Origin of the sequence: Actinokineospora sp. HUAS TT18, assembly GCF_051364635.1 — a bacterium.
Classification (GTDB): domain Bacteria; phylum Actinomycetota; class Actinomycetes; order Mycobacteriales; family Pseudonocardiaceae; genus Actinokineospora.
Genome location: NZ_CP195645.1, coordinates 2,783,496 through 2,806,003 on the forward strand (window position 1 = coordinate 2,783,496; position 22,508 = coordinate 2,806,003).

A 22,508-nucleotide genomic window follows, 5' to 3' on the forward strand; every position below is an offset into this window, starting at 1 on the left:
GTCGAGTCCTTCCCCGACCGGCGGGAAGACTCAGGCGTGGTCCTCTTCGCCCAGCCGGTGCACTCGGATGAGGTTAGTCGAGCCGACCGTCCCCGGCGGGGAGCCTGCGACGATCACCACGAGGTCGCCCGGCTGGTAGCGGCCGATCGACAGCATGGACAGGTCGACCTGGCGCATCATCTCGTCGGTCGAGTCCACTTTGGGCACCAGGAACGTCTCGGTGCCCCACACCAGCGCGAGCTGGCTGCGCACCGACGGCTCCGGGGTGAACGCCAGCAGCGGCAGCTTCGTGTGCAGCCGGGCGAGACGCTTGACCGTGTCGCCGGACTGGGTGAAGGCGACCAGGGCCTTGGCGTTGAGGCGCTCGCCGATGTCGCGGGCGGCGTAGGAGATCACGCCGCGCTTGGTGCGGGGCACGTGCGACAGCGGCGGGACGGCGTCGGGCGTCGTCTCGGTCTCGACGGCCTCGATGATGCGGACCATCGTGGCGACCGACTCGATGGCGTAGCGGCCGACGCTGGTCTCGCCGGACAGCATGACCGCGTCGGCGCCGTCGAGGACGGCGTTGGCCACGTCGGAGGCCTCGGCGCGGGTCGGCCGGGAGTTGTTGATCATCGAGTCGAGCATCTGGGTGGCGACGATGACCGGCTTGGCGTTCTCGCGGGCGATCTGCACCGCGCGCTTCTGCACGATCGGCACGTACTCCAGCGGCAGCTCGACGCCCAGGTCACCGCGGGCGACCATCACGCCGTCGAAGGCGAGGACGATCGCCTCGAGGTTGTCGACCGCCTCGGGCTTCTCCAGCTTGGCGATCACCGGCAGCCGACCGCGGCCGACCCGGTCCATCACCTGGTGGACCAGGTCGATGTCGGCGGGCGAGCGCACGAATGACAGCGCGATGAAGTCGACGCCCAGGTGCAGGGCGAACTCTAGGTCCTCGATGTCCTTCTCGGACAGCGCGGGCACCGAGACGTCCATGCCGGGCAGCGAAAGGCCCTTGTTGTTGCTGACCGGGCCGCCCTCGAAGACCTCGCACACCACGTCCTGGCCCTCGACGGCGGTGACCACGAGGCCCACCTTGCCGTCGTCGACCAGCAGCTTGTCGCCGACCTTGGCGTCGTCGGCGAGTCCCTTGTAGGTGGTGGACACCCGGTCGTGGGTGCCCGCGACGTCCTCGACGGTGATCCGGACGATGTCGCCGGTGTTCCACTGGACGGGACCGCCCGCGAACGTGCCGAGGCGGATCTTGGGACCCTGCAGGTCGGCGAGAACGCCCACCGCGCGCCCCGCGGCGTCGCTGGCGGACCGGATGAGGTCGTAGATCTCTTTATGGTCGCTGTGGCTGCCGTGGCTGAAGTTCATCCTGGCCACGTCCATGCCCGCGGCAACCAGCTCCCGCACCTTCTCCGGACTGGAGGTTGCGGGGCCCATCGTACAAACGATCTTCGCGCGTCGGCTCACGTTTGAGCAGCTTAGTCCGTCGAACTGTACCGATCATGAGGTACTGGCCAGTAGCTTGCGTTTCGATTCAGATTGTTCTTCCTGCGGACATCTGGATCTGCATCTGTCCAGGTTCAGTCGCGCACCGCAGTCAAGATGTCACGCCACGGCGCCCGCCGACGATACGTCGGAAGGGGACCCGACGCAGGAGGGGAACCATGGTCGACACCCTGACACTCACCGCGAAGTCCGGCGACAAGGTGGCCGCGGAGAACGAGGACGGGCTCAGTCTGATCGTGGACCCCGGCGCGGAGATCGTGTTGACGGCCACCGCGCCGCAGGGGACGGACGCCGGGGCGCTCGAACTCCGGCGCGGCGGCGTCCACATCGTGGACAAGTTCAGCGGCTCCGGCACCGAGTTCACCGTGACGGTGAAGGAGGTCGGGAAGTACACCGCGAAGCTCGGCGACAGCGAATCACCGCCGGTCACCGTCACACTGGCCGAGGCCGAGCCCGCGCCCGGCGAGAACGAGGGCGACACCGTGGTCGAGGCCGAGGTCGGCGAACTCGACAACGTCTTCCTGCTGTTGACCGGGATCGCGGCCGCGGTGGGCATCGCCGCGCTGATCGCCCTGACGGCACGGCACATCCGCTTCATCAACAACCTCACCGCGGCGTGGAGCGAGGAGACCTTCGCGGTGCGGTCCGCGGGCCAGCTCCAGTTCGTCATCGGGATGGCCGGGGTCGGACTGCTCCTGGGTGGACTGTGGCTCGCCGCGCTGGAGACCCGCGGCAGGCTGCGCGCGGCCGACCGCCCCCGAGTCCGCGGGATGGGCAAGGAGGTCGGCGACGCGGCGGTCGCGGTGCTGAAGACGATGACCAGGGCCAGGGGCACGATCGCGGTGCTGTTCGTCGGCATGGTGCTGGCGCTGGCGGCCCTGTGGGCGGCGACCAGCATGGCGACCCCCGACACCGAGGACGAGCCGAAGACACCGCCGTCGACGACCGCGCCCCCGTCGACGACCAGCGACCCGGCCCCCACCACGACGTCGCCATGACCCCGGTCGTCGCGGTGCTGGTCGGGGTGAGCGGCCCGCGCCCATTCCTCTTCCGCGGCAGGCGGTACGACTTCGGCAGTCCCCTGGCGGGCGTCAGCGGCGACCTCGACTGGTACGAGCTGCTGCTCCGGCGCACCGTCCCCGCCGCGTCGCTCACGCTGCACCGTCTGTCCAAACCGGACACGACCACCGCGCAGGCGATCAAGGACCGGCTACTCGACGCGAAGCGGAACCTCCCCTCGGGTGGGCTGTTCGTGCTGGTCCTCTGCGGACACGGTTTCCAGGCCACCGACGACGACGGCGACGAACCGGACAAGTTGGACGAGGTCTTCGCCGCGGCGGACGGCCCCATCACCGACGACTTCTTCGGTGGGCTTTGGGCCGGGCTCGACGGCGACATCGTCGTCATCGTGGACACATGCAGCGCCGACAGCCTGGGGATCAGGGGCGGCCGGGACGTCGAGCCGGTCAAGCGGATCGTCGCGACCGGGCCACGCAGGCTGTCGATCTCGGCGTCCATGGCATGGGAGGACGCGGGCGAGGTCCCCACGAGGAAAGGGGACCGGGGCGTGCTGTCCCTCGCGCTCCAGAGCGCGTGGGAGCGGATCCCGGGGAGCCGCGTCTCGTACCTGAACTGGTTCCTGGAGGCTGCCCAACTGGTCGCGGTCAGCAGGCCGCAGCAGCATCCGCGGCTGCGCTACCTCGGCCAGGACGAGGCCCTGCTGAACCGGGCGCCGTTCAGCTAGCCGAGACGCCCACGTGGTCGTAGGCCCACTCGTTGAACGGGCGCAGCTGCCGCCAGGCTTTGCGGACCCGGGTGAGGCAGTCGCGTTCGTGGAGGACGTCGTCGGGTTCCCAGACGCGCACGGCGTAGACCGAGCGGTAGCGGAGCAGGTCGATGCGCGGGTGGTCCTTGTCGAAGCCGCGCGGGGCCGATTTGAGCTGGTCGCCGCGGATCTCCCAGCCCTGGCGCGCCAGGGTGGCGAGGATGTCGCGCAGGCGGTCGCCGTGGATCTCCTCGGCGACGGCCGTGCGGAAGCGGGATAGCTGGTCGCTCGCCATGTGGAAGCAGCCGCCCCCGGTGCGCAGGCCCGCCGGGCTCACCTCGACGTAGTACGCCCCGCCGCCGCGGCCGGACTCGATGACGCCGCCGCAGTTGGTCTTGTACGGCGTCTTGTCCTTGGCGAAGCGGACATCGCGGTACGGCCGGAACACCTTGGGCGCGCCGAAGTCGCCGCCGAACTCCTTCTCCAGTTCCGCGAGCAGCGCCTTCATCGGGGCGTGCACATCGGACTCGTAGGTCGCCTTGTTGGCGTCCCAGTAGGTCTTGGAGTTGTCGGCGACCAAGCCGTCGTAGAAGTCGATCGCGTACTCGCCGAACCCGTCGAACTTCACACGCGTTCCTCGGGGATCGAGTCGTGGCAGCGGCGCAGCCGGGCCACGGCGTCGGCGTCGACCTTGAACTCGACGTCGTCGACCGTGGTGATCGGGCGGACGGGGCGCAGTGCGTTGGTGGCGAACGCGGCGGTGAAGCCGGACAGGTCCGCCGCCGACACCGGGCGCACGTCGTAGGCCAGGCCCGCGCGGGTGAGCCCGTGCTGGATCAGGCCCTGCGCGACGCCGGGCAGCGCCAGTGCGCTGGGGAACACAACGGTGTCGCCGTCGAGGAAGCAGATATTCCAGGTCGCGCCCTCCGAGACCTCGCCGTCCGGGTTGACGAACAGCACGTCGTCGAACCCGGCCTTGCGGGCGAGCCTGCGGTGGTAGGTGGCGCCGAACGTGCCGACGTGCTTGATCGTGGGCAGGTCGCGCTGGTAGCCGGCGGTGCGCACGCGCAGCGGCGGGCCGTCGTCGCCGGGCAGGGCGCTCACGGTGACCTCGACCCGCGGCTCGACGTCGGCCTCCGGGGCGCGGCGGTCGAAGCCGGGGGCGAACACGGTCGCCTTGGCGCAGACGGCTTCGGCGTGCCCGTCGACGGCGCGCCGGATCTCGGCGCGCACGACGTCCTCGGCGAGGCCGGTGCCGAACACGACCCAGGCGTCGCGGTCGAGTCGTTCGAGGTGGCGGGCCAGGCCGCGGACCCGGCCCTGCTCGACCCGCATCGCGGTGTAGTGGCCGTACGCGGCCTGCTGGTGGTCATCTCGCGCGCTCATCGGCAGGAGTCTCCCATGGCGCGCGCGGGACACGGTCCCGCGGACCTCACCCGCGGGACCGTGTCGCGGATCAGCTCGCCTGCGTGGTGTTGTAGAGGTTCTGGGCGTCCGCGCCGAAGTAGGGGCCGAACATCCACGTGGGGATCAGGTTGATCTTGTAGCTGTTGACCGAGTTCTGGATGCCGGTGGCGCTGCCCTCGGTGAACGTCTGGAACCACGGCCCGCCGCTGGAGCCGCCGGTCATGTTGCACGTCATGCCGATGCCGGAGCTGAGGAACGCGCCGAAGGTGCGGCCGGAGCAGTAGATCAGCTTGGAGCCGTCGTAGGGCGCGGCGGCGGGATAGCCGAAGGCGTACATGTTCTGCGCCTTGGGCTGGTTGAACGCGATGCCTTGCGCGCCAACGACATCGGTCAGCAACTGGCCGTTGAGCGGGTTGACGACCGCGGTGCCGACGTCGTAGTTGATGTCCTCGCTCGCGTGCCACTGCGGGGTGACCTTGGTCGACCTGGCCGTCCACGTGCCGTACGGCGCGTTGCCGTTGTTGTAGCCGGGCACGAAGACCCAGTTCGTGTGATAGGCGCCGTCGAGCTTCACACAGTGCCCGGCGGTCATCACCGTGCTCTTGTTCGCGCTGGTCACGGCGTTGCCGCTGCACGAGGCGTTGCGGCCCTGGTAGGTGAAGAAGACGCGGCCGACGGTCCTGGTCACCGCTCCCCCACCGGTCCAGGCGCTGCCGCCGTTGGGATAGGCGAGCGGGCCGACGACCTGCGGGGCGCCCGCCCGGATGTCGTGCCGCACCTTCCTGGCGTCGACGGTGAGCGTGTCGAGCGGGACGGCCGACCGCATCGCCGCGGGCGTCCAGTAGGCGGCGGGACTCGCGGAGGCGGGCGCCGGTAAGACGAGCGCGGCCGCGGCGGCGAGCGCCAGCACCAGATGTCGCTTCATGATCACTACCTCTCACTGTGGCGTGGATCACTTGCAGGGTGACTAAGTAGAAAGTTACTCAGTTTCCTGCCGCGACAATTCGGACGTCTGGGTGAATCGCTACCAGCCGAGTTTCGCCACCGCGGCCGTGAGCGCCGTGGTCGCCTCGGGGCACCAGTCGGTCTTGTCGGAGGCCACCGCGCGCAGGTCGATACCGACGCCGTCGATCTCGACACGCACGTCGCAGGTGTACTCCAACTCCTCGACCACACCGCCGGACCGGGCGCCGATCCGCACCGGCCGCTGCACCGGCGGCACCGCCGAGGCGGTGGCGAAGGAAAGCCAGACCCCGCGGAACTCGCCGTCACCCCAGGCGCAGCCAACCTGGCCGTCGGCGTTCTCGCGCTTCGGGTCGGGCGGGGTGTCACGCAGGATCGGGGTCAGCTCCGCGGCGGTGAGCAGCGCGCACGGGTCGACACCCGCCAGATCGCGGCTCGGCTTGGCCGCGGCGGACGTCGGAGCCTGCGACGCACTGGTCGACCCGGATGCCGGGGGCGGGGCGGCGGCCTCCGAGCAAGCGGTGAGCGCGAAGGCGGACGCGAGGATCAAGGTGACGATGGTTCGCACACCTTGATCCTCGCGGACCACGCGCTACCGCGCCCACGGCGGGGTGTCGACGGCGGTGCCGTCGGCCATCTTCGGCGTGAACCCCGACCGGATCGCGATGTAGGCCTGCGCGGGCTCCGCCCCGGCGTTGCGCACGGCGATCGGCTCACCCGCCGGAACGACGACCGCGTCGCCCGCCGAGAGCTCCGGGCCGTCCGGGGTCACCCGCAGGGTGCCCGCGGTGACCATGAAGACCTCATCCCGGTCGAGCGTGTGCGGTGCCGAGTCGACGCCGGGCGCGACGGTGATGCGCCAGGTGCACAGGTCGGCCGAACCCCGGCTGGGCGAGGCGAGGCCGGTGAACTCGACGCCCGGGAGCTCGAAGCGCGGGGCGTCGGCGGCCTTGATGACTGACATGGTTTCCCTCCAGATAGACAAGCCAGCTTGACCAAGCTGGCTTGTCTATAATGCAGAGATGACCGCTGACGCGCAACCCCTCGATCTCGGCATCCTGCTCGCGCTGGCCTGGCAGGAGTTCGTCCGCGACCTCCGCGCGACCCTGGACGAGCAGGGCTTCACCGATCAGGGCCGCTCCGACGGCTACGTGCTTCGCGCGCTCAACGCCAAGCCGATGACGGTCAGCGAACTGGCTACCCGGCTGGAGATCACCAAGCAGGGCGCCGGGCAGCTGGTCGACGACATGGAGCGCCGCGGCTACGTCGAGCGGCGGCCCGACCCGACGGACGGCCGAGCACGGCTGCTGCACCTGTCCGAGCACGGCCAAGCCGCCTTGGCCGCGGCCCGCGCGTTCCATCGGCGTTACGAACGCCTGCTCGTCGGCGAACACGGCGCCGAGGCCGTCCAAACCCTGCGGGACATGCTCACCGCGATGGCTGGACCTGCGGCGACGCCCGATCCGCGACTGCGCGCGCTCTACGCCTGAACGACAGCTTCCTTAGAGCGGGGAACAGCGCGCACAGTGCGCCGGAACAACGTTCGTTGACTTGATATTGCGACGCGGGTCACTGTCTGGAGACGACGTTACCGCTGGGTAACTCGTCCTGAGCTCTCCGGGAGTCGACAGTGCCGTTTCCCAAGCCGTCCCTGACCCGCCGAGTCGCCACCGTGGCCGCGGTCGCCACCATGGCCGCCGCCGGGATGGTCGCCGCACCCGCGCTGAACGCCGAGGAAACCCCGTCGTTCTATGCGACGCCGACCTCGCTGCCCACCGAAAACGGTGACATCGTCCGGAGCGAGCCGTCGATCTTCTATCTCGACCCGGTCAAGCTGATCAAGATCGACGCGAACGTCCAGCGGATCATGTACCGGACCACCGACCGGCTCGGGAAGCCGATCGCGGTCACCGGCACCGTCATCACACCTAAGTCAGCGTGGTTCGGCCTCGGCGAGCGACCGCTGGTGGCCTACGCGGCGGGCACGCAGGGCATGGCCGACGAGTGCGCGCCGTCGCGACAGCTGAGCGTCGGCTCCGAGTACGAGGGCCCGTTCGTAGAGGGGCTGATCACGCGCGGCTACGCGGTGGTCCTGACCGACTACCAGGGCCTCGGCACCGAGGGCGACCACACCTACATGAACCGGGTCGTGCAGGGCCGCGCGGTGCTGGACTCGCTGCGTGCCGCGCAGCGGCTCACCGCGGCGGACGTGCCGGACAACGGGCCGGTCGCGATCCACGGCTACTCCCAGGGCGGCGGCGCCGCGGCGGCCGCGGCCGAACTCGCCCCGACCTACGCGGGCGAACTCAAGCTCAAGGGTGTGTCGGCAGGGGCCGTGCCCGCGGACCTGTTCAAGGTGGCGCGCGCCCTCGACGGCGGCCTCTACATGGCGTTCCTCGGCTACGCGATCGGCGGGCTCTCCGCCGGGTACGGCATCGCGATGGAACCGTTCCTGAACGACGCGGGACTCAAGTTCGCCGCCGACGCCAAGAAGTCCTGCACGATCGCGGCCATCCCGCAGTTCGCGTTCAAGCAGTCGGCGTCGCTGACCACCGACGGCAAGTCGATCCCGAACCTGCTCGACACCAACCCGATGTTCAACGCCGTGATCGCCGAGCAGCGGATCGGGAAGGTCAAGCCGACCGTGCCGGTGCTGATCTCGCACAGCACACTCGACGACGTCATCCCCTACGCCGTCGGCAAGCAGCTGGCGCTGGACTGGTGCGGCAGGGGCGCCAACGTCCGGCTGGCCCCGAACCTCGGCCCGACGCACGTCGGCGGCGCGGCAGCGAGCTACCCGGGTGCGTTCGCGTGGCTCGAGGCCCGGTTCGCCGGACTGCCCGCGGTCTCCAACTGCTGGGCCGTGCCGATCATCTAACCCCCGCAGAAGGCGCCTGCCTGGTCCTTGGCGCCTTCCTCGCATGGCGCGAATCCGGCGCGGCGGAGGATGACCTTCGCCTCGCCGGAACCCATGTACCGGATCAGCGACGAGACCAGCCCGCCGTCCTTCGGCACGCCGTAGGTGTAGAAGTACTCCATCGCCCAGAACGGGTACTTGTGCCGCACCACGGAGTCGACGCTGGGCTCCAGGTTGTCCAGCTTGACGAGCGTGGAGTTGCCCCGCTTCATCGCGGTGTTCACATCGGCGTAGCCGACCGCGCCGTCGAGCTGGTCGACCCGGTCGAGCAGGTCGGTGGTCGAGTCCAGTTCGCACCGCACGACCGGCGAGTCGGGCACGCGGTCGCGGCGGACGCAGTCGTTGGACGACACCGCGGGCTCGGCGCCGCCGCCGAGCACCTTGGTCTCGAAGATCACCCGGGTGCCGGACTTGCTGTCCCGGCTGATGATCCGGATCTCCTGGTCGGCGCCGCCGGGGAACTGCCTCCAGTTGGTCTTGCGGCCCGCGAAGATGTCCTTGACGTCCTCTGTGGACAGCTGGGTGACGCCCGCCTTCTTGTTGACCACGACCGCGAAGGCGACCACGCCCACCGGGTGCGGTGTCAGGTTGAACTGGTTGAGCGACGCGGGCCCGTCGGACATCGCCATGAGCCGGTCGGCCTGCTTCTCCCCGCCGCTGTCGAGTTCGGTGAGTCCGCGCAGGCTGCCGTCGCCGACCACGGTGACCTCGGCGCCGTCGCACTTCTTCTCGTAGGACTCCTTGATCTCCTCGACCGCGGGCGCGAACGCGCTGGAGCCGACGACCCTGACCTCACCCGTGGCGCACTCGGCGTCGGCGGACCCGAACGGCGAGGTGACCAGCAGGGCGACGAACGCGCCGACGAGGGCGAGTGCGAGCCCGCCGAAGTACATCGCGCGCCTGCTCGGCCCGTCGCCGCGGGTGGTGTCGCGCAGGATCCGGCCGCCGACGATGAAGCCCCCGCACGTGGTCGACGGGACACCGGGCTTCGGCGTGCCGGTGAGCAGCACCAGCACCTTGATCCGGTTCTTCCGGTTGAGCGGCACCAGCGGCAGCGCCAGCGAGGTATCGCCTAAAGGCGGCCACTCGGTGTTCTGCTTGACGATCTGGAGCAGCTCCGGGTCGCCCTCGATGACCTTGGCGTCGACGACCTTGCGGCCGGCGAACTCCAGCGTGAGCGGCAGGGCGAAGTCGCCGCGGCGGATCTCCCGGCTGCCGGTGTTCATGATCCGGACCAGGGCGAAACTCGGGTCGGTGAGGACCTCGCCCTGGTAGTTGAGCTCCAGCGGGATGTCGTTGCCGTGGTCAGGCGTCACCGGGGTGTCGAGGTGGACCCGGTAGCTCACCCGCTTGCGCCTGCGCCACCACGCGACCAGGTAGCTGAACAGCATGATGACGAGCCCCGCGAGCCCGACCGTCGCTTCCAGGTTCTTCAACATCCACTCGAACATCTACGCCCACTCTCGCGACAGCGCGCAACCTGTCAACTTCCGAGCGTAGGAACGGCGAAGGGGCAGCGTTGCCCACTTCACCGGCCGTTAGCGCGATGTTCAGCGCACCGCGAGCGGCAGCGCGGTCGGGTGCACGGGCGCGGGCAAATCCGATGCGCCGGTCAGGAAGGCGTCGACCGCGTGGGCCACCGACCGGCCCTCCGCGATCGCCCAGACCACCAGCGACGCGCCGCGGTGGGCGTCGCCGCAGACGAACACGCCCGGCGCGGTCGTCTGCCAGTCGGCTCCACAGGAGAGGGTTCCGCGTGGGGTGAGCGTCAGGCCCAGACCGTCGAGCAGCGGCATCTTCTCGACGCCGTCGAACCCGATCGCGAGCAGCACCAGGTCGGCGGGCAGCACGTGCACGTCGTCGCTGACCGGCACGACCTGCCGGACCCCGTCGACCCGGCGCACCTCGACCTCACGCAGCTGCACGGAGGTCAGGATGCCGTCGGAGCCGACGAACTTCTCCACCGCGACGGCGAACCGGCGTTCCCCGGCTTCCTCGTGCGCCGGGTAGGTGCGCAGGATCCACGGCCACACCGGCCACGGCGACCGCTCGTCGTCGCGGACGTCCGGCGGCCGCGGGTACTGGTCGAGCTGCACGACGCTGGCCGCGCCCTGGCGGGTGGCCGTGCCGTAGCAGTCGGCGCCGGTGTCCCCGCCGCCGATGATCACCACGTGTTTGCCGCGCGCGTCGATCGGCGTCGGGCCGTCGCCCTCGATCTGCTTGTTGGCGGGCACGAGGTGGTCCATCGCCAAGTGCACACCGCGCAGCCCGCGGCCGGGGATGTCCGGCGCGTCGCGCCCGCGCAGCGCGCCGACGGCGAGCACCACGGCGTCGTGGCGGGCACGGAGGTCCTCCACGGACAGGTCGACGCCGACCTCGCAGCCGGTGACGAACTTCGTGCCCTCGGCCCTGAGCTGCGCCAGCCTCCGGTCGAGGATCCGCTTCTCCATCTTGAACTCGGGGATGCCGTAGCGCAGCAGCCCGCCGAGCCGGTCGTCGCGCTCGTAGACGGTGACCTCGTGGCCCGCGCGGGTCAGCTGCTGGGCGGCGGCCAGCCCGCCCGGCCCGGAGCCGACGACCGCGACGCTCTTCCCGGAGGACACAGTGGACACCCGCGCCTCGACGTAGCCGCGTTCCCACGACACGTCGGCGATCGTGTTCTCCACACGCTTGATCGCGACCGCGCCCGCCGAGTCCGGCGAGATCGCCAGCACGCACGCGGCCTCGCACGGCGCAGGGCAGAGCCTGCCGGTGAACTCGGGGAAGTTGTTGGTGGCGTGCAGCCGGTCGCTCGCCAGCTCCCAGTCGCCCTGGCGGACCAGGTCGTTCCACTCGGGGATGAGGTTGCCCAGCGGGCAGCCCGCGGTGCCGGAGTGGCAGAACGGGATGCCGCAGTCCATGCAGCGGGTGGCCTGCGCGCGCACCTGCTGGTCGCGCTCGGCGGGATCCTGGTCGCGGTAGACCTCGCGCCAGTCGCCGAGCCGGTCGGGCACCGGGCGCTTGGGCGCGTCCTGCCTGGGGTGTTTGAGGAAGCCGCTCGGGTCAGCCACGGGACGCCTCCATCACGGCCTCGTCGACATCGCGCCCCTCGACCCTGGCCAGGCGCATCGCCTCCAGGACCCGCTGGTAGTCACGCGGCATGACCTTGGCGAACACCGACGCCCGGCGCGTCCAGTCGCCCAGCAGCGACGCGGCCACCGCGGACCCGGTGAGCGTGCGGTGTCTGCTCACGATGTCCCGCAGCCACCGTAGATCCTCGGCGGTCGGCCGCTGGATCTCCACCATCGCCGGGTTGACCGTCGCGGGATCGAGGTTCAGCACGTAGGCGATGCCGCCGGACATCCCGGCCGCCAGGTTGCGCCCGGTCGCGCCGAGCACGACGGCGCGGCCGCCGGTCATGTACTCGAAGGCGTGGTCGCCGACGCCCTCGGCGAGGATCACCGCGCCGGAGTTGCGCACGCCGAAGCGCTCGCCGACGCGGCCGCGCAGGAAGACCTCGCCGCTGGTGGCGCCGTAGGCGATCACGTTGCCCGCGATCACCTGGCGCTCGGCGGCGAACGGCGCGTCGGGGTGCGGTCGGACGACGATCGTGCCGCCGGACAGTCCTTTCGCGACATAGTCGTTGGCGTCGCCGACCAGCTCCAGGGTGATCCCCTTCGGCAGGAACGCGCCGAGCGACTGGCCCGCCGACCCGGTGAGGGTCACGTGGATCGTGTCGTCGGGCAGGCCGTCGCCGTAGCGGCGGGTGATCTCCGCGCCGAGCAGGGTGCCGACCGTGCGGTTGACGTTGCGGATCGGGAGGTCGAGCCGGACCGGCAGCGCGTCCTCCAGCGCGGGCTCGGCCATGCGCAGCAGCGTGCGGTCGAGCGCCTGGTCGAGGCCGTGGTCCTGAGCGCGGACCCGCCTGCGCGGACCGGCGTCGGTCGGCATGGCGAAGACCGGGGTGAGGTCGAGGCTCTCGGCCTTCCAGTGCTCGGCGGTCTCGTCGACCCCGAGCAGCTCGGCGCGGCCCACCGCGTCGTCGATCGTGCGCAGGCCCAGCGCCGCCAGGTACTCGCGCACCTCCTGCGCGACGAACCGGAAGTAGCTCACCACGTGCTCGGCCTGGCCGGTGTAGCGCTTGCGCAGCACCGGGTTCTGCGTCGCCACGCCAACCGGGCACGTGTCGAGGTGGCACACGCGCATCATCACGCAGCCCGCGACGACCAGCGGCGCGGTGGCGAAACCGAACTCCTCGGCGCCGAGCAGCGCGGCGATGACCACGTCGCGGCCGTTCTTCAGCGCGCCGTCGACCTGCACGGTGATCCGGTCGCGCAGGCCGTTGAGCATGAGCGTCTGCTGCGTCTCGGCGAGGCCCACCTCCCACGGCGTGCCCGCGTGTTTGAGCGAGTTGAGCGGGGAGGCACCCGTGCCGCCGTCGTGGCCGGAGATCAGCACGACGTCGGCGTGCGCCTTGGAGACCCCGGCCGCGACCGTCCCGACGCCTGCCTCGCTGACGAGCTTGACGTGCACGCGCGCGTTCTCGTTGGCGTTCTTGAGGTCGTGGATGAGCTGAGCCAGGTCTTCGATGGAGTAGATGTCGTGGTGCGGCGGCGGGGAGATCAGCCCGACGCCCGCCGTGGAGTGCCGGGTGCGCGCGATCCACGGGTAGACCTTGTTCGGCGGGAGCTGCCCGCCCTCCCCCGGCTTGGCGCCCTGCGCCATCTTGATCTGAATGTCGTCGGCGTGCACGAGGTATTCGCTGGTCACACCGAAGCGACCGGACGCGACCTGCTTGATCGCCGAACGGCGGGCCGGATCGTGCAGCCGGTCGGCGTCCTCGCCGCCCTCGCCAGTGTTGGAGCGGCCGCCGATGCTGTTCATCGCGACGGCCAGCGTCTCGTGCGCCTCGGCGGAGATCGAGCCGTAGGACATCGCGCCCGTGTTGAACCGGCGCAGGATCGACTCGACCGGCTCGACCTCGTCGAGCGGGATCGGCGTGCGGCCCTCGGTCTTCAACGCGAACATGCCGCGCAGTGCGCCGCCTTCGCGGTTGAGCCGGTCGACCTCGGCGGAGTACTCGCGGTAGACGTCCTCGCGACCGGTCTTGGTCGCGTGCTGCAACAGGAACACCGTCTCGGGCGTGAACAGGTGCAGCTCGCCCTCGCGGCGGTAGGCGTACTCGCCGCCGACCTCCAGCCGCCGGTGGACCCGGTCGGTCGGGTTCTCCGGGTGGGCGCGGCGGTGCCTGCTCGTGGCCTCGCGGGCGATCATGTCGAGGCCGACGCCGCCGAGCTTGGACTGGGTGCCGGTGAAGTACTCGTCGAGCACGTCCTGGGCCAGGCCGAACGACTCGAAGACCTGCGCGGCGGTGTAGGCGCCGACGGTCGAGATGCCCATCTTCGACATGATCTTGAGGACGCCCTTGACCAGCGCCTGCACATACCGCCGGATCGCGGTGCGCGGCTCGACGCCGGTCAGCGACCCGCGCGTGATCAGATCCTCGATCGTCTCGAACGCCAGATACGGGTTGACCGCGGCGGCGCCGTAGCCCAGCAGCAGCGCCACGTGGTGCACCTCGCGCGCGTCGCCGCTCTCCACGACGAGCGCGACCCGGAGCCGTTCCTTCGTGCGGACAAGGTGGTGGTGGACCGCCGAGACGAGCAGCAGCGACGGGATCGGCGCCATCCGGTGGTCGGAGTCGCGGTCGGACAGCACGAGGATGCGCGCGCCCGCCTCGATCGCCTCCGACGCCTCCCGGCGGACTCGCTCGATCGCCGCCGCAAGCGCTTGCCCGCCGCCGTCGGCCTCGTAGAGTCCAGAGAGGACAGTGCTGGCGTAGCCGGGGAGATCGCCGTCGTCATTGACGTGGATCAGCTTGGCCAGCTCGTCGTTGTCGATCACCGGGTAGGGCAGCTGGATGTGCCTGCACGAGGCCGGGCCGGGCTCCAGCAGGTTCTGCTCCGGGCCCATGATCCGCTGCACCGACGTGACGATCTCCTCGCGGATCGCGTCCAGCGGCGGGTTGGTGACCTGGGCGAAGTTCTGCTTGAAGTAGTCGTAGAGCAGCCGCGACCGCCGCGACAGGGCCGCGGGCGGGGTGTCGGTGCCCATCGACCCGATCGGCTCGGCCCCGGTGACGGCCATCGGCGTCAGGAGGATCTTCAGCTCTTCCTCGGTGTAGCCGAAGGTGAGCTGGCGGCGCAGGACCGACTCGTGGGTCTGCACGACGTGTTCGCGGTCGGCCAGGTCGGCGATCTTGAGCAGGCCGGCGTGCAGCCACTCCTCGTACGGCAGCTCGGCGGCCAGCTCGGCCTTGACCTGGTCGTCGTCGACGATGACACCCGCGGCGGTGTCGAGCAGGAACATCCGGCCCGGCTGCAGCCTGCCCTTGGCCACGACGTCGCCCGGCGGCAGGTCGAGCACGCCGGACTCGCTGGCCAGCACGATCCGGTCGTCGCGGGTGCGCCACCAGCGGGCGGGGCGCAGGCCGTTGCGGTCGAGGACGGCGCCGACCACGGTGCCGTCGGTGAACGTGACGCAGGCCGGGCCGTCCCAGGGTTCCATCAGGCTGGAGTGGAACTGGTAGAACGCGCGGCGCTGAGGGTCCATCGTGGCGTGGTTCTCCCACGCCTCCGGGATCATCATGAGCACCGCGTGCGGCAGGCTCCGGCCGCCCAGGTGCAGCAGTTCGAGCACCTCGTCGAGCGAGGCCGAGTCGGACCCGCGCGGGTCGACGATCGGGTACAGCCGGGACAGGTCGCCCGGGATGAGGTCGGACTCCAGCAGCGCCTCGCGGGCGCGCATGCGGTTGCGGTTGCCGCGCACGGTGTTGATCTCGCCGTTGTGCGCGACGTAGCGGAACGGGTGGGCCAGCGGCCACGACGGGAACGTGTTGGTCGAGAAGCGGCTGTGCACCAGGGCGATCGCGCTGGTCAGCCGCTCGTCGCGCAGGTCGGGGAAGAACGCGGGCACCTGCTCGGTGGTCAACATGCCCTTGTAGACCAGCGTGCGGGCCGACAGCGAAGGGAAGTAGACGCCGATACCCCCCGTCGCGCTGTCCCGCTCGACGCGTTTGCGCAGGCAGAACGCGAGCCGGTCCAGCGCGATCCCGGCCACGTCGGACTCGGCGACCAGGAAGGGCATCGCGAAGTGCGGCATCACCGACCGCGCGGTCGGGCCGATCCCGGCGGCGTCGGGCTCGACCGGCACCTCGCGCCAGCCGAGTACCCGCAGGCCCTCTTCGGCGGCGGTGCGCTCGACCAGCTCGACGGCCTTCGCGCGCGCGTCCGGGTCGGCCGGGAGGAACGCCAGGCCCGTGGCGTAGCGGTGGCCGTGGTCGGTCGGCTCGGGCAGCTCGACGCCCGCGACCGCGCGCAGGAAGGCGTCGGGCAGCTGCACGAGGATGCCCGCGCCGTCGCCGCTGGTGGGCTCGGCCCCGGCGGCGCCGCGGTGTTCGAGGTTGGCCAACGCGGTCAGCGCGTCGGTAACGATGGTGTGGGAGCGCCTGCCGTGGATGTCGGCCACCATGGCCACCCCACAGGCGTCGCGCTCGGCCGCGGGGTCGTAGAGCCCCGTGCGCGGCGGTAGAGCGGAGAAGATCATCTGCGCCGGCCTTCCAATCCTGCTGTCGCGCTCAAGGGTGGCTCCGCCGAGGGCGGAAGCCACTCTGGGCGCGGGACGGCAGCGGCCCGCGGTGTCCCAAGTTTAACAGTCCTGAAACGAGTAAGACGCGCCGACGGGATGGGCCGACTACGGTTGGCGACCATGGCACGCACGCGCCTCTACCGTGACGGAGTCTTGCAGGCCGAGGACTTCCCGGCGGCCGAGATCCCCGGTCACCTCACCGATCCCGCCGCCATGGTGTGGCTCGACCTGAGCGGCCCGACGGCGGACGAGCTGGCCGCGGTCGGCGAGGAGTTCGGCCTGCACCACCTGGCCGTGGAGGACGCCGGGACCACGCACGCGCGGCCCAAGCTGCACCGCTACGACACCCACGAGTTCCTCACCGCCTACGCCGTCCACTTCGACCAGCGGACCGGCGGCATCGCCAAGGCCGAGCTGGCCGCGTTCGTCACCCCGCGCGCGCTCATCACCATCCGCAAGTCCGACCGGTTCGACATCGACACGGTCATCGCACGCTGGGACGCCGCGGCGGACCTGGCCAAGGAAGGTGTCGGCTACCTCGTGCACGGCCTGCTCGACTACGCCGTGGACACCCAGCTCGACGCGATCAGCCTGCTCGACGAGGAGATCGAGGCGCTGGAGGACACCGTGTTCAGCGACACCGCCGACGACCGGGGCGTGCACCGGCGGTCGCTGCGCCTGCGCAAGACCCTGGTCGCCCTGCGCCGCGTCGTGCTGCCGATGCGCGAGGTCGCCAACTCCCTGATGCGCCGCGACGCCAACCTGGTCCGCGGCGCCCTGGTGCCCTACTACCAGGACCTCTACGACAACGTCCTTCGCGCCACCGAGTGGACCGAGTCGCAGCGCGAGGTGGTCGCCACGATCCGGGAGACCCAGCTCAACGTGCAGGGCAACCGGCTCAACACGATCATGAAGAAGGTGACCAGCTGGGCGGCGATCATCGCGGTGCCGACCGCGATCACCGGCTTCTACGGCCAGAACGTGCCCTATCCGGGGTACGCGCAGCCGATCGGCTTCTGGGTCTCCACCGTGGCGATCGTCGTGCTGTCGTTCGGGTTGTACGCGCTGTTCAAGCGCCGGGACTGGCTGTGAGCTAGGCGCCCGCGGAGTCCTTGACCTCGGTGGCCTTGACTTCGGCTTCCTCGGACTTGTCGGCGTCCTCGGTCTCGGCGTCCTTGGTCTCGGCGTCCTTGGTCTCGGCGTCCTTGGTCTCGGCGTCCTTGGTCTCGGCGTCCTTGGTCTCGGCGTCCTCGTCGGTGTCATCCGAGTCCGGGAGCAGGGTGTCGTCGGAGTCCGGAGTGGACAGATCTTCCCGCTCGCCGCGCTTGCGGGCGACGATGTAGTACGCGATGGCGCCGAGGAACAGCACCGCCGAGGTGAACACGTTGATCCGGATACCGAGGACCAGCGTGGCCGGGTCGGTGCGCATCATCTCGATGAGCCCGCGGCCCAGCGTGTAGCCGGCGACGTAGAGCGCGAACGCGCGGCCGTGGCCGAGGCGGAACTTGCGGTCGGCCCACACGACGAACGCGGCGACCAGCAGGTTCCAGACCAGCTCGTAGAGGAACGTCGGGTGCACGGGGCTGCCGTCGACCAGGGTGTGGTCGAGCGCCACACCGTTGAGCGGGTCCTCCAGGCCGAACTCGTTGACCCTGCGGTAGATCTCCAGGCCCCACGGCAGGTCGGTCGACCCGCCGTACAGCTCCTGGTTGAAGTAGTTGCCGATCCGGCCGATGGCCTGCGCGACGACGATGCCGGGCGCGACCGCGTCGGCGAAGACGGGCAGCGGCACCCCCTTGCGCTTGCACCCGATCCACGCACCGACACCACCGAGCGCGATGGCACCCCAGATCCCGAGCCCACCGTCCCAGATCCGCAGCGCGTCCAGCGGGTTCTTGCCCTCACCGAAGTATCGGTAGTAGTCGGTGGCGACGTGGTAGAGCCTGCCGCCGACCAGCCCGAACGGCACCGCGAACACGGCGACGTCGATGACCGTCCCCGGCGTCCCGCCGCGGGCGATGAGCCGCTTCTCGCCCCACCAGATCGCCACCACGATGCCCGCGATGATGCACAGGGCGTAGGCGCGCAGTGGCAGGGTCACGAACCCGAGGTCCAGCTGCCAGACGCCGCGGTCGGGGCTGGGGATGTTCGCCAGGAACATGGTGGTAGCGCTCGTCACGGGCACCACCGTAACGGTCACCCGTCTGCACACCGTGAAGTGGTGTCCACCGTGACCGAACAGGTGCACAATCCCTACATGCCGAGCGTGGACGACAACCTGAACCAATGGTCGAACCATGAATGGTCTTCAGGTGGTGACGAGTGGTCCGTGGGCTACGGCGGCACCGAGTCGATGTGGACGTGGACCATTCGCCCCCGCATCGGCGCGTTCCTGCCCGCCGCGCATGTCCTGGAGATCGCCCCCGGTTTCGGCCGGGTCACCCAGTACCTGGCCCCATCGGCGTCCCGGCTGACCATCGTCGACCTCACCCAGCGCTGCATCGATGCGTGCAAGGAACGCTTCGCCGACCTCGACCACATCGACTACCACGTCAACGACGGCCGCAGCCTCGCCATGGTCCCCGACGACTCGGTCGACTTCGTCTTCAGCTGGGACTCGCTGATCCACGTCGAGGACGACGTGATCCGGAACTACGTGGAGCAGTTGGCGAAGAAGCTCGTCCCCGGCGGCACCGGCATCCTCCACCACTCGAACATGGACGCCTTCCGCGGCTCCGACGGCGAACTGACGGTGGAGAACGTCCACTGGCGCGCGACGACGATGTCGGCGGCGAAGTTCCGGACGTACTGCAAGGAGTTCGGCCTGCGCTGCCTGGTCCAGGAATTGGTGCCGTGGGGTGGGCCGGTCTTCACCGACTGCATCTCAGTGTTCCGCCGCGAGTCCCCTGGACTGCTTCGACGCCCGACCGTGATCGAGAACCACGACTTCTTCAAGCAGGTCCAGGGCCGCGACGCCGCCGCGATCCGCGCGGTGACCAGGCCGTACCGGGAGCTGTGAGTCAGGGAAGGTCGAGGTCGGCGAGGAACGGCTCATCGAACCGCAGCCGACCCGCCTTGCTGGACGTCACCTCGACGTACTCATCACCGTCGAGCCGGAACAGAACAGCGACGGAGGGCGTCTCGGCGGGATCGACCAAAAAGGTAGTAGCGGATGCCTGCCTCGGCATAGAGCACCCGCTTGACCCGGGCAATAGCTCCAGCCGTGAAGGCACTCGGGCAAGGATGTCGACGGCAAGCCGCAACAGCACCCGCTGATGTCTGCTATCCGGGCTCGGGCGAATTACGAGGGCGCCGTCGATCAACTCGATCCGCTGCCCGTAGTCCTCCGGCATCGCAAGAACCTCGGTCAGCGTCCACGGCAGCGGATGAAAGGGAAGCATCCGCCTACCATGATCGGCCGCCCCGACAGTTTCCGCCGGTCAGACCGCCATCCTCTGCCGAATCACCCGATGGTGCTAGGTGCCCGTCGGACGCCCTCGGCCAGTTCGGTCGCCAGAGCGCCGATCGCGCCCGTGCCCTCGCGGGCCGCGCTCACGAAAGCCGAGCCCACGATCACCGCGTCCGCGAACCCCGCGACCTCAGCCGCCTGCTCCCCCGACCGCACGCCCAGACCAACCCCGATCGGCAGCGAGGTGTGCTCACGCGTCCGCGCCACCAACCCGGCGGCAGCCCCACCAACCGCGTCCCGCGCACCAGTCACACCCATGACCGCCGTCGCGTAGACGAAGCCCGAGGAAGCCGCGACCGTCCGAGCGATCCGCTCCTCCGTCGACGAAGGCGCGACCAGGAAGATCCGGTCCAGCCCATGAGTCGAAGACGCGGCCAACCACGGTGCCGCCTCGTCGGGGATCAAGTCCGGGGTGATGATGCCGTGGCCACCGGCCGCCGCGAGATCGCGCGCGTACGCGTCCACGCCATACCGGTGCACCGGGTTCCAGTACGTCATCACCACGGCCTGGCCGCCGTAGGAGGACACCGCCTCGACCACGCGGAACACGTCGCGCAGGCGGAAGCCCGCGTGCAGGGCCTCGTCGGCGGCGGCCTGGATAGTCGGGCCGTCCATGACCGGGTCCGAGTACGGGACGCCGACCTCGACCAGGTCGCAGCCGCCGTCGATCATGGCCTTGAGCAGGTCGATCGAGGCGTCGACGGTCGGGAAACCCGCGGGCAGGTAGCCGACGAGAGCGGCGCGCCCCTCGGCGCGGGTGCGCTCGAACAGTGGGGCCAGGCCCATCAGGACTCCTCGTAGAAGCCGAAGTACTTCGCGGCCGTGTCCATGTCCTTGTCGCCGCGGCCAGACAGGTTGACCAGGATCAGCCCCTCCGGGCCGAGCTCCTGGCCGAGCTTGACCGCCCCGGCCAGCGCGTGCGCGGACTCGATCGCCGGGATGATGCCCTCGGTGCGCGACAGCAGCTGGAACGCGGCCATGGCCTCGTCGTCGGTGACCGAGCGGTACTCCGCGCGGGCGGTGTCCTTGAGCCACGAGTGCTCCGGGCCGACGCCGGGGTAGTCCAGGCCCGCCGAGATCGAGTACGCCTCGATCGTCTGGCCGTCCTCGTCCTGCAGCAGGTAGGACATGGCGCCGTGCAGCATGCCGGGCGTGCCCTCGCTGAGGGTCGCGCCGTGCTCGCCGGACTCGATACCGTGGCCGCCGGGCTCGATGCCGACGAGCCGGACGTCGGCGTCATCGATGAAGCCGTGGAAGATGCCGATCGCGTTGGAGCCGCCGCCGACGCACGCGGTGACGACGTCGGGCAGCCTGCCCGCCAGTTCCAGCATCTGCGCGCGCGCCTCGATGCCGATGACCTTGTGGAAGTTGCGCACCATCACCGGGAACGGGTGCCCGCCCGCGGCGGTGCCCAGCAGGTAGTGCGTGGTGTCCACATTGGTCACCCAGTCGCGCAGCGCCTCGTTGATGGCGTCCTTGAGGGTGCGCGAACCCGACTTGACCGGGATGACCTCGGCGCCGAGCAGCTTCATCCGCGCCACGTTGAGCGCCTGCCGCTCGGTGTCGACCTCGCCCATGTAGACGACGCACTCCAGGCCCATCAGCGCGCACGCGGTGGCCGTGGCCACGCCGTGCTGGCCCGCGCCGGTCTCGGCGATGACCCGCTTCTTGCCCATCCGCTTGGTGAGCAGTGCCTGGCCCAGCACGTTATTGATCTTGTGGGAGCCGGTGTGGTTGAGGTCTTCGCGCTTGAGGAAGATCCGCGCGCCGCCCGCGTGCTCGGCGAACCGCGGCGCCTCGGTCAGCAGCGACGGCCTGCCCGCGTAGTCGCGCAGCAGCCGCGCGAACTCGCCGGTGAACTCGGGGTCGACCCGGGCCTTGTCGTAGACCGCGGACAGCTCGTCGAGGGCGGCGATCAGCGCCTCCGGCATGAACCGGCCGCCGTAGGGCCCGAAATGTCCGGTCTCGTCCGGGTCGTGCGGGCTGGTGGCGTGGATCTTGTCCGTCATCGGCTCGGCCTCGGGCATGCTGGGTGGGAACCGGCGGTGACCAGCTGGATCAGGGCCGCGCGCGGGTCCTCCGCGGCGACCAGCCCCTCGCCGACCAGCACCGCGTCGGCGCCCGCACCGGCATAGGTCATGAGGTCGGACGGGCCGCGCACCCCGGACTCGGCGATCTTGATGACGTCCGACGGCAGCCCGGGGGCCAACCGGCCGAACACGTCCCGGTCGACCTCCAGGGTGTGCAGGTCACGGGCGTTGACGCCGATGACGCGCGCCCCGGCCTCCAGCGCCCGGTCGGCCTCCTCGGCCGTGTGCACCTCGACCAGCGCGGTCATGCCCAGCGACTCGACGCGGTCGAGCAGCGAGGCCAGCGCGTTCTGCTCCAGGGCGGCCACGATCAGCAGCACCAGGTCGGCGCCGTGCGCGCGGGCCTCGTGCACCTGGTACGGGCTGACGATGAAGTCCTTGCGCAGCAAGGGGATGTCGACGCACGCGCGGACGGCGTCGAAGTCGGCGAGCGAGCCGCCGAAGCGCCGCTGCTCGGTGAGGACGCTGATGACCCGCGCGCCCGCCTCGGCGTAGTCCTTGGCCAGCGCGGCCGGGTCGGCGATGGCCGCCAGCGAACCCTTGGAGGGGCTGCGCCGCTTGACCTCGGCGATCACGCCGACGTCGGAGCCGCGCAGTGCGGTCATCGCGTCGCGCGGCGCGGGCGCCTTCGCGGCCAACTCTTTGATGGCGTCGAAGGGGACGGCCGCCTCGCGGACGGCGAGGTCTTCTCGGACACCTTCGATGATCGACTCGAGGATGCTCACTTGCCACCCTCGTTCGATGTCCAGCCCGTGTAGTGCCTCACAAGCA

General features: G+C 70.3%; 20 protein-coding genes. 6 read left to right on the top strand and 14 right to left on the bottom strand.

Features of this window, described 5'->3' with window-relative positions:
• Positions 1-30: 30 nt before the first annotated feature.
• Positions 31-1,461 carry a pyruvate kinase gene (gene pyk / locus ACSHT8_RS12300; RefSeq protein WP_436500721.1) on the bottom strand — a complete coding sequence of 477 codons (1,431 nt, stop codon included), beginning with the start codon at positions 1,459-1,461 and terminating at the stop codon, positions 31-33.
• A 197-nt stretch (positions 1,462-1,658) separates the two neighbouring features.
• Here pyk and ACSHT8_RS12305 point away from each other — a divergent pair, with 197 nt between their 5' ends.
• Both ACSHT8_RS12305 and ACSHT8_RS12310 read left to right on the top strand, forming a co-directional pair.
• On the top strand, positions 1,659-2,498 hold the full coding sequence (locus ACSHT8_RS12305; protein ID WP_436500723.1) for a hypothetical protein: 840 nt from the start codon (positions 1,659-1,661) through the stop codon (positions 2,496-2,498).
• Positions 2,495-3,244 (top strand): hypothetical protein, encoded by a 750-nt coding sequence (locus tag ACSHT8_RS12310; RefSeq protein ID WP_436500725.1) that lies wholly within the window; start codon positions 2,495-2,497, stop codon positions 3,242-3,244. The genes ACSHT8_RS12305 and ACSHT8_RS12310 overlap by 4 nt, the downstream gene beginning before the upstream one ends.
• Here ACSHT8_RS12310 and ACSHT8_RS12315 read toward each other — a convergent pair.
• From ACSHT8_RS12315 to ACSHT8_RS12335, 5 genes are all read right to left on the bottom strand, one after another.
• The gene (locus ACSHT8_RS12315) at positions 3,237-3,893 is read right to left on the bottom strand and encodes a DUF2461 domain-containing protein (protein ID WP_436500727.1); all 657 of its coding nucleotides are present in this window, start codon (positions 3,891-3,893) and stop codon (positions 3,237-3,239) included. The genes ACSHT8_RS12310 and ACSHT8_RS12315 overlap by 8 nt on opposite strands.
• Entirely contained in the window at positions 3,890-4,651 is a 762-nt protein-coding gene (locus ACSHT8_RS12320) for an aminotransferase class IV (RefSeq protein WP_436500729.1), read from the bottom strand. Before ACSHT8_RS12320 ends, ACSHT8_RS12315 begins: the two co-directional genes overlap by 4 nt.
• Positions 4,652-4,721: 70 nt before the next feature.
• Complete coding sequence (locus tag ACSHT8_RS12325; RefSeq protein ID WP_436500731.1) at positions 4,722-5,597, bottom strand: trypsin-like serine peptidase; 876 nt, start codon at positions 5,595-5,597, stop codon at positions 4,722-4,724.
• A gap of 99 nt (positions 5,598-5,696) precedes the next feature.
• Positions 5,697-6,203 carry a DUF3558 family protein gene (locus tag ACSHT8_RS12330; protein ID WP_436500733.1) on the bottom strand — a complete coding sequence of 169 codons (507 nt, stop codon included), beginning with the start codon at positions 6,201-6,203 and terminating at the stop codon, positions 5,697-5,699.
• A gap of 24 nt (positions 6,204-6,227) precedes the next feature.
• On the bottom strand, positions 6,228-6,599 hold the full coding sequence (locus ACSHT8_RS12335; RefSeq protein ID WP_436500734.1) for a cupin domain-containing protein: 372 nt from the start codon (positions 6,597-6,599) through the stop codon (positions 6,228-6,230).
• Positions 6,600-6,657: 58 nt separating this feature from the next.
• Between ACSHT8_RS12335 and ACSHT8_RS12340 the strand changes: the two genes are divergently transcribed.
• Together ACSHT8_RS12340 and ACSHT8_RS12345 are read left to right on the top strand one after the other, a co-directional pair.
• The gene (locus ACSHT8_RS12340; protein ID WP_436500736.1) at positions 6,658-7,125 is read left to right on the top strand and encodes a MarR family winged helix-turn-helix transcriptional regulator; all 468 of its coding nucleotides are present in this window, start codon (positions 6,658-6,660) and stop codon (positions 7,123-7,125) included.
• Between the two features lie 140 nt (positions 7,126-7,265).
• On the top strand, positions 7,266-8,513 hold the full coding sequence (locus ACSHT8_RS12345; RefSeq protein WP_436500738.1) for a lipase family protein: 1,248 nt from the start codon (positions 7,266-7,268) through the stop codon (positions 8,511-8,513).
• Here ACSHT8_RS12345 and ACSHT8_RS12350 read toward each other — a convergent pair.
• The 3 genes from ACSHT8_RS12350 to gltB form a co-directional block, all read right to left on the bottom strand.
• On the bottom strand, positions 8,510-9,991 hold the full coding sequence (locus ACSHT8_RS12350; RefSeq protein ID WP_436500739.1) for a PstS family phosphate ABC transporter substrate-binding protein: 1,482 nt from the start codon (positions 9,989-9,991) through the stop codon (positions 8,510-8,512). The two genes, ACSHT8_RS12345 and ACSHT8_RS12350, sit on opposite strands and share 4 nt — an antisense overlap.
• A gap of 111 nt (positions 9,992-10,102) precedes the next feature.
• The gene (locus tag ACSHT8_RS12355) at positions 10,103-11,602 is read right to left on the bottom strand and encodes a glutamate synthase subunit beta (RefSeq protein WP_436500741.1); all 1,500 of its coding nucleotides are present in this window, start codon (positions 11,600-11,602) and stop codon (positions 10,103-10,105) included.
• Entirely contained in the window at positions 11,595-16,136 is a 4,542-nt protein-coding gene (gltB, locus tag ACSHT8_RS12360; RefSeq protein WP_436500743.1) for a glutamate synthase large subunit, read from the bottom strand. The genes ACSHT8_RS12355 and gltB overlap by 8 nt, the downstream gene beginning before the upstream one ends.
• Positions 16,137-16,298: 162 nt before the next feature.
• Here gltB and ACSHT8_RS12365 point away from each other — a divergent pair, with 162 nt between their 5' ends.
• The gene (locus ACSHT8_RS12365) at positions 16,299-17,270 is read left to right on the top strand and encodes a magnesium transporter CorA family protein (RefSeq protein WP_436500745.1); all 972 of its coding nucleotides are present in this window, start codon (positions 16,299-16,301) and stop codon (positions 17,268-17,270) included.
• Position 17,271: 1 nt separating this feature from the next.
• On the opposite strand, the gene lgt is transcribed toward ACSHT8_RS12365, so the two are convergent.
• The gene (gene lgt / locus ACSHT8_RS12370; protein ID WP_436502049.1) at positions 17,272-18,339 is read right to left on the bottom strand and encodes a prolipoprotein diacylglyceryl transferase; all 1,068 of its coding nucleotides are present in this window, start codon (positions 18,337-18,339) and stop codon (positions 17,272-17,274) included.
• A 60-nt stretch (positions 18,340-18,399) separates the two neighbouring features.
• Between lgt and ACSHT8_RS12375 the strand changes: the two genes are divergently transcribed.
• Positions 18,400-19,197, top strand: coding sequence for a class I SAM-dependent methyltransferase (locus tag ACSHT8_RS12375; RefSeq protein WP_436500747.1), 798 nt, complete (start codon positions 18,400-18,402; stop codon positions 19,195-19,197).
• 1 nt (position 19,198) lies between these two features.
• On the opposite strand, the gene ACSHT8_RS12380 is transcribed toward ACSHT8_RS12375, so the two are convergent.
• The 4 genes from ACSHT8_RS12380 to trpC all read right to left on the bottom strand — a co-directional run bounded on the left by ACSHT8_RS12380 (position 19,199) and on the right by trpC (position 22,462).
• A complete protein-coding gene (locus tag ACSHT8_RS12380; RefSeq protein WP_436500749.1) occupies positions 19,199-19,579 on the bottom strand; it encodes a hypothetical protein in 381 nt (126 codons plus the stop codon).
• Positions 19,580-19,641: 62 nt separating this feature from the next.
• Positions 19,642-20,433: a tryptophan synthase subunit alpha gene (gene trpA, locus ACSHT8_RS12385; protein ID WP_436500751.1), complete on the bottom strand. Its 792-nt coding sequence runs from the start codon at positions 20,431-20,433 to the stop codon at positions 19,642-19,644.
• A complete protein-coding gene (trpB, locus tag ACSHT8_RS12390) occupies positions 20,433-21,674 on the bottom strand; it encodes a tryptophan synthase subunit beta (protein ID WP_436500753.1) in 1,242 nt (413 codons plus the stop codon). The genes trpA and trpB overlap by 1 nt, the downstream gene beginning before the upstream one ends.
• Positions 21,653-22,462, bottom strand: a complete 810-nt coding sequence (gene trpC / locus ACSHT8_RS12395) for an indole-3-glycerol phosphate synthase TrpC (protein WP_436500755.1) — start codon at positions 22,460-22,462, stop codon at positions 21,653-21,655. Before trpC ends, trpB begins: the two co-directional genes overlap by 22 nt.
• Positions 22,463-22,508 lie beyond the last annotated feature (46 nt).

Excerpts from the sequence above, each read along its gene's own strand:
- ACSHT8_RS12305 (WP_436500723.1), top strand. The coding sequence starts at position 1,659 with ATGGTCGACACCCTGACACTCACCGCGAAGTCCGGCGACAAGGTGGCC.
- ACSHT8_RS12310 (WP_436500725.1), top strand. The coding sequence starts at position 2,495 with ATGACCCCGGTCGTCGCGGTGCTGGTCGGGGTGAGCGGCCCGCGCCCA.
- ACSHT8_RS12320 (WP_436500729.1), bottom strand. The coding sequence starts at position 4,651 with ATGAGCGCGCGAGATGACCACCAGCAGGCCGCGTACGGCCACTACACC.
- ACSHT8_RS12325 (WP_436500731.1), bottom strand. The coding sequence starts at position 5,597 with ATGAAGCGACATCTGGTGCTGGCGCTCGCCGCCGCGGCCGCGCTCGTC.
- ACSHT8_RS12335 (WP_436500734.1), bottom strand. The coding sequence starts at position 6,599 with ATGTCAGTCATCAAGGCCGCCGACGCCCCGCGCTTCGAGCTCCCGGGC.
- ACSHT8_RS12340 (WP_436500736.1), top strand. The coding sequence starts at position 6,658 with ATGACCGCTGACGCGCAACCCCTCGATCTCGGCATCCTGCTCGCGCTG.
- ACSHT8_RS12350 (WP_436500739.1), bottom strand. The coding sequence starts at position 9,991 with ATGTTGAAGAACCTGGAAGCGACGGTCGGGCTCGCGGGGCTCGTCATC.
- gltB (WP_436500743.1), bottom strand. The coding sequence starts at position 16,136 with ATGATCTTCTCCGCTCTACCGCCGCGCACGGGGCTCTACGACCCCGCG.
- ACSHT8_RS12365 (WP_436500745.1), top strand. The coding sequence starts at position 16,299 with ATGGCACGCACGCGCCTCTACCGTGACGGAGTCTTGCAGGCCGAGGAC.
- lgt (WP_436502049.1), bottom strand. The coding sequence starts at position 18,339 with ATGTTCCTGGCGAACATCCCCAGCCCCGACCGCGGCGTCTGGCAGCTG.
- ACSHT8_RS12380 (WP_436500749.1), bottom strand. The coding sequence starts at position 19,579 with ATGCTTCCCTTTCATCCGCTGCCGTGGACGCTGACCGAGGTTCTTGCG.
- trpA (WP_436500751.1), bottom strand. The coding sequence starts at position 20,433 with ATGGGCCTGGCCCCACTGTTCGAGCGCACCCGCGCCGAGGGGCGCGCC.
- trpB (WP_436500753.1), bottom strand. The coding sequence starts at position 21,674 with ATGCCCGAGGCCGAGCCGATGACGGACAAGATCCACGCCACCAGCCCG.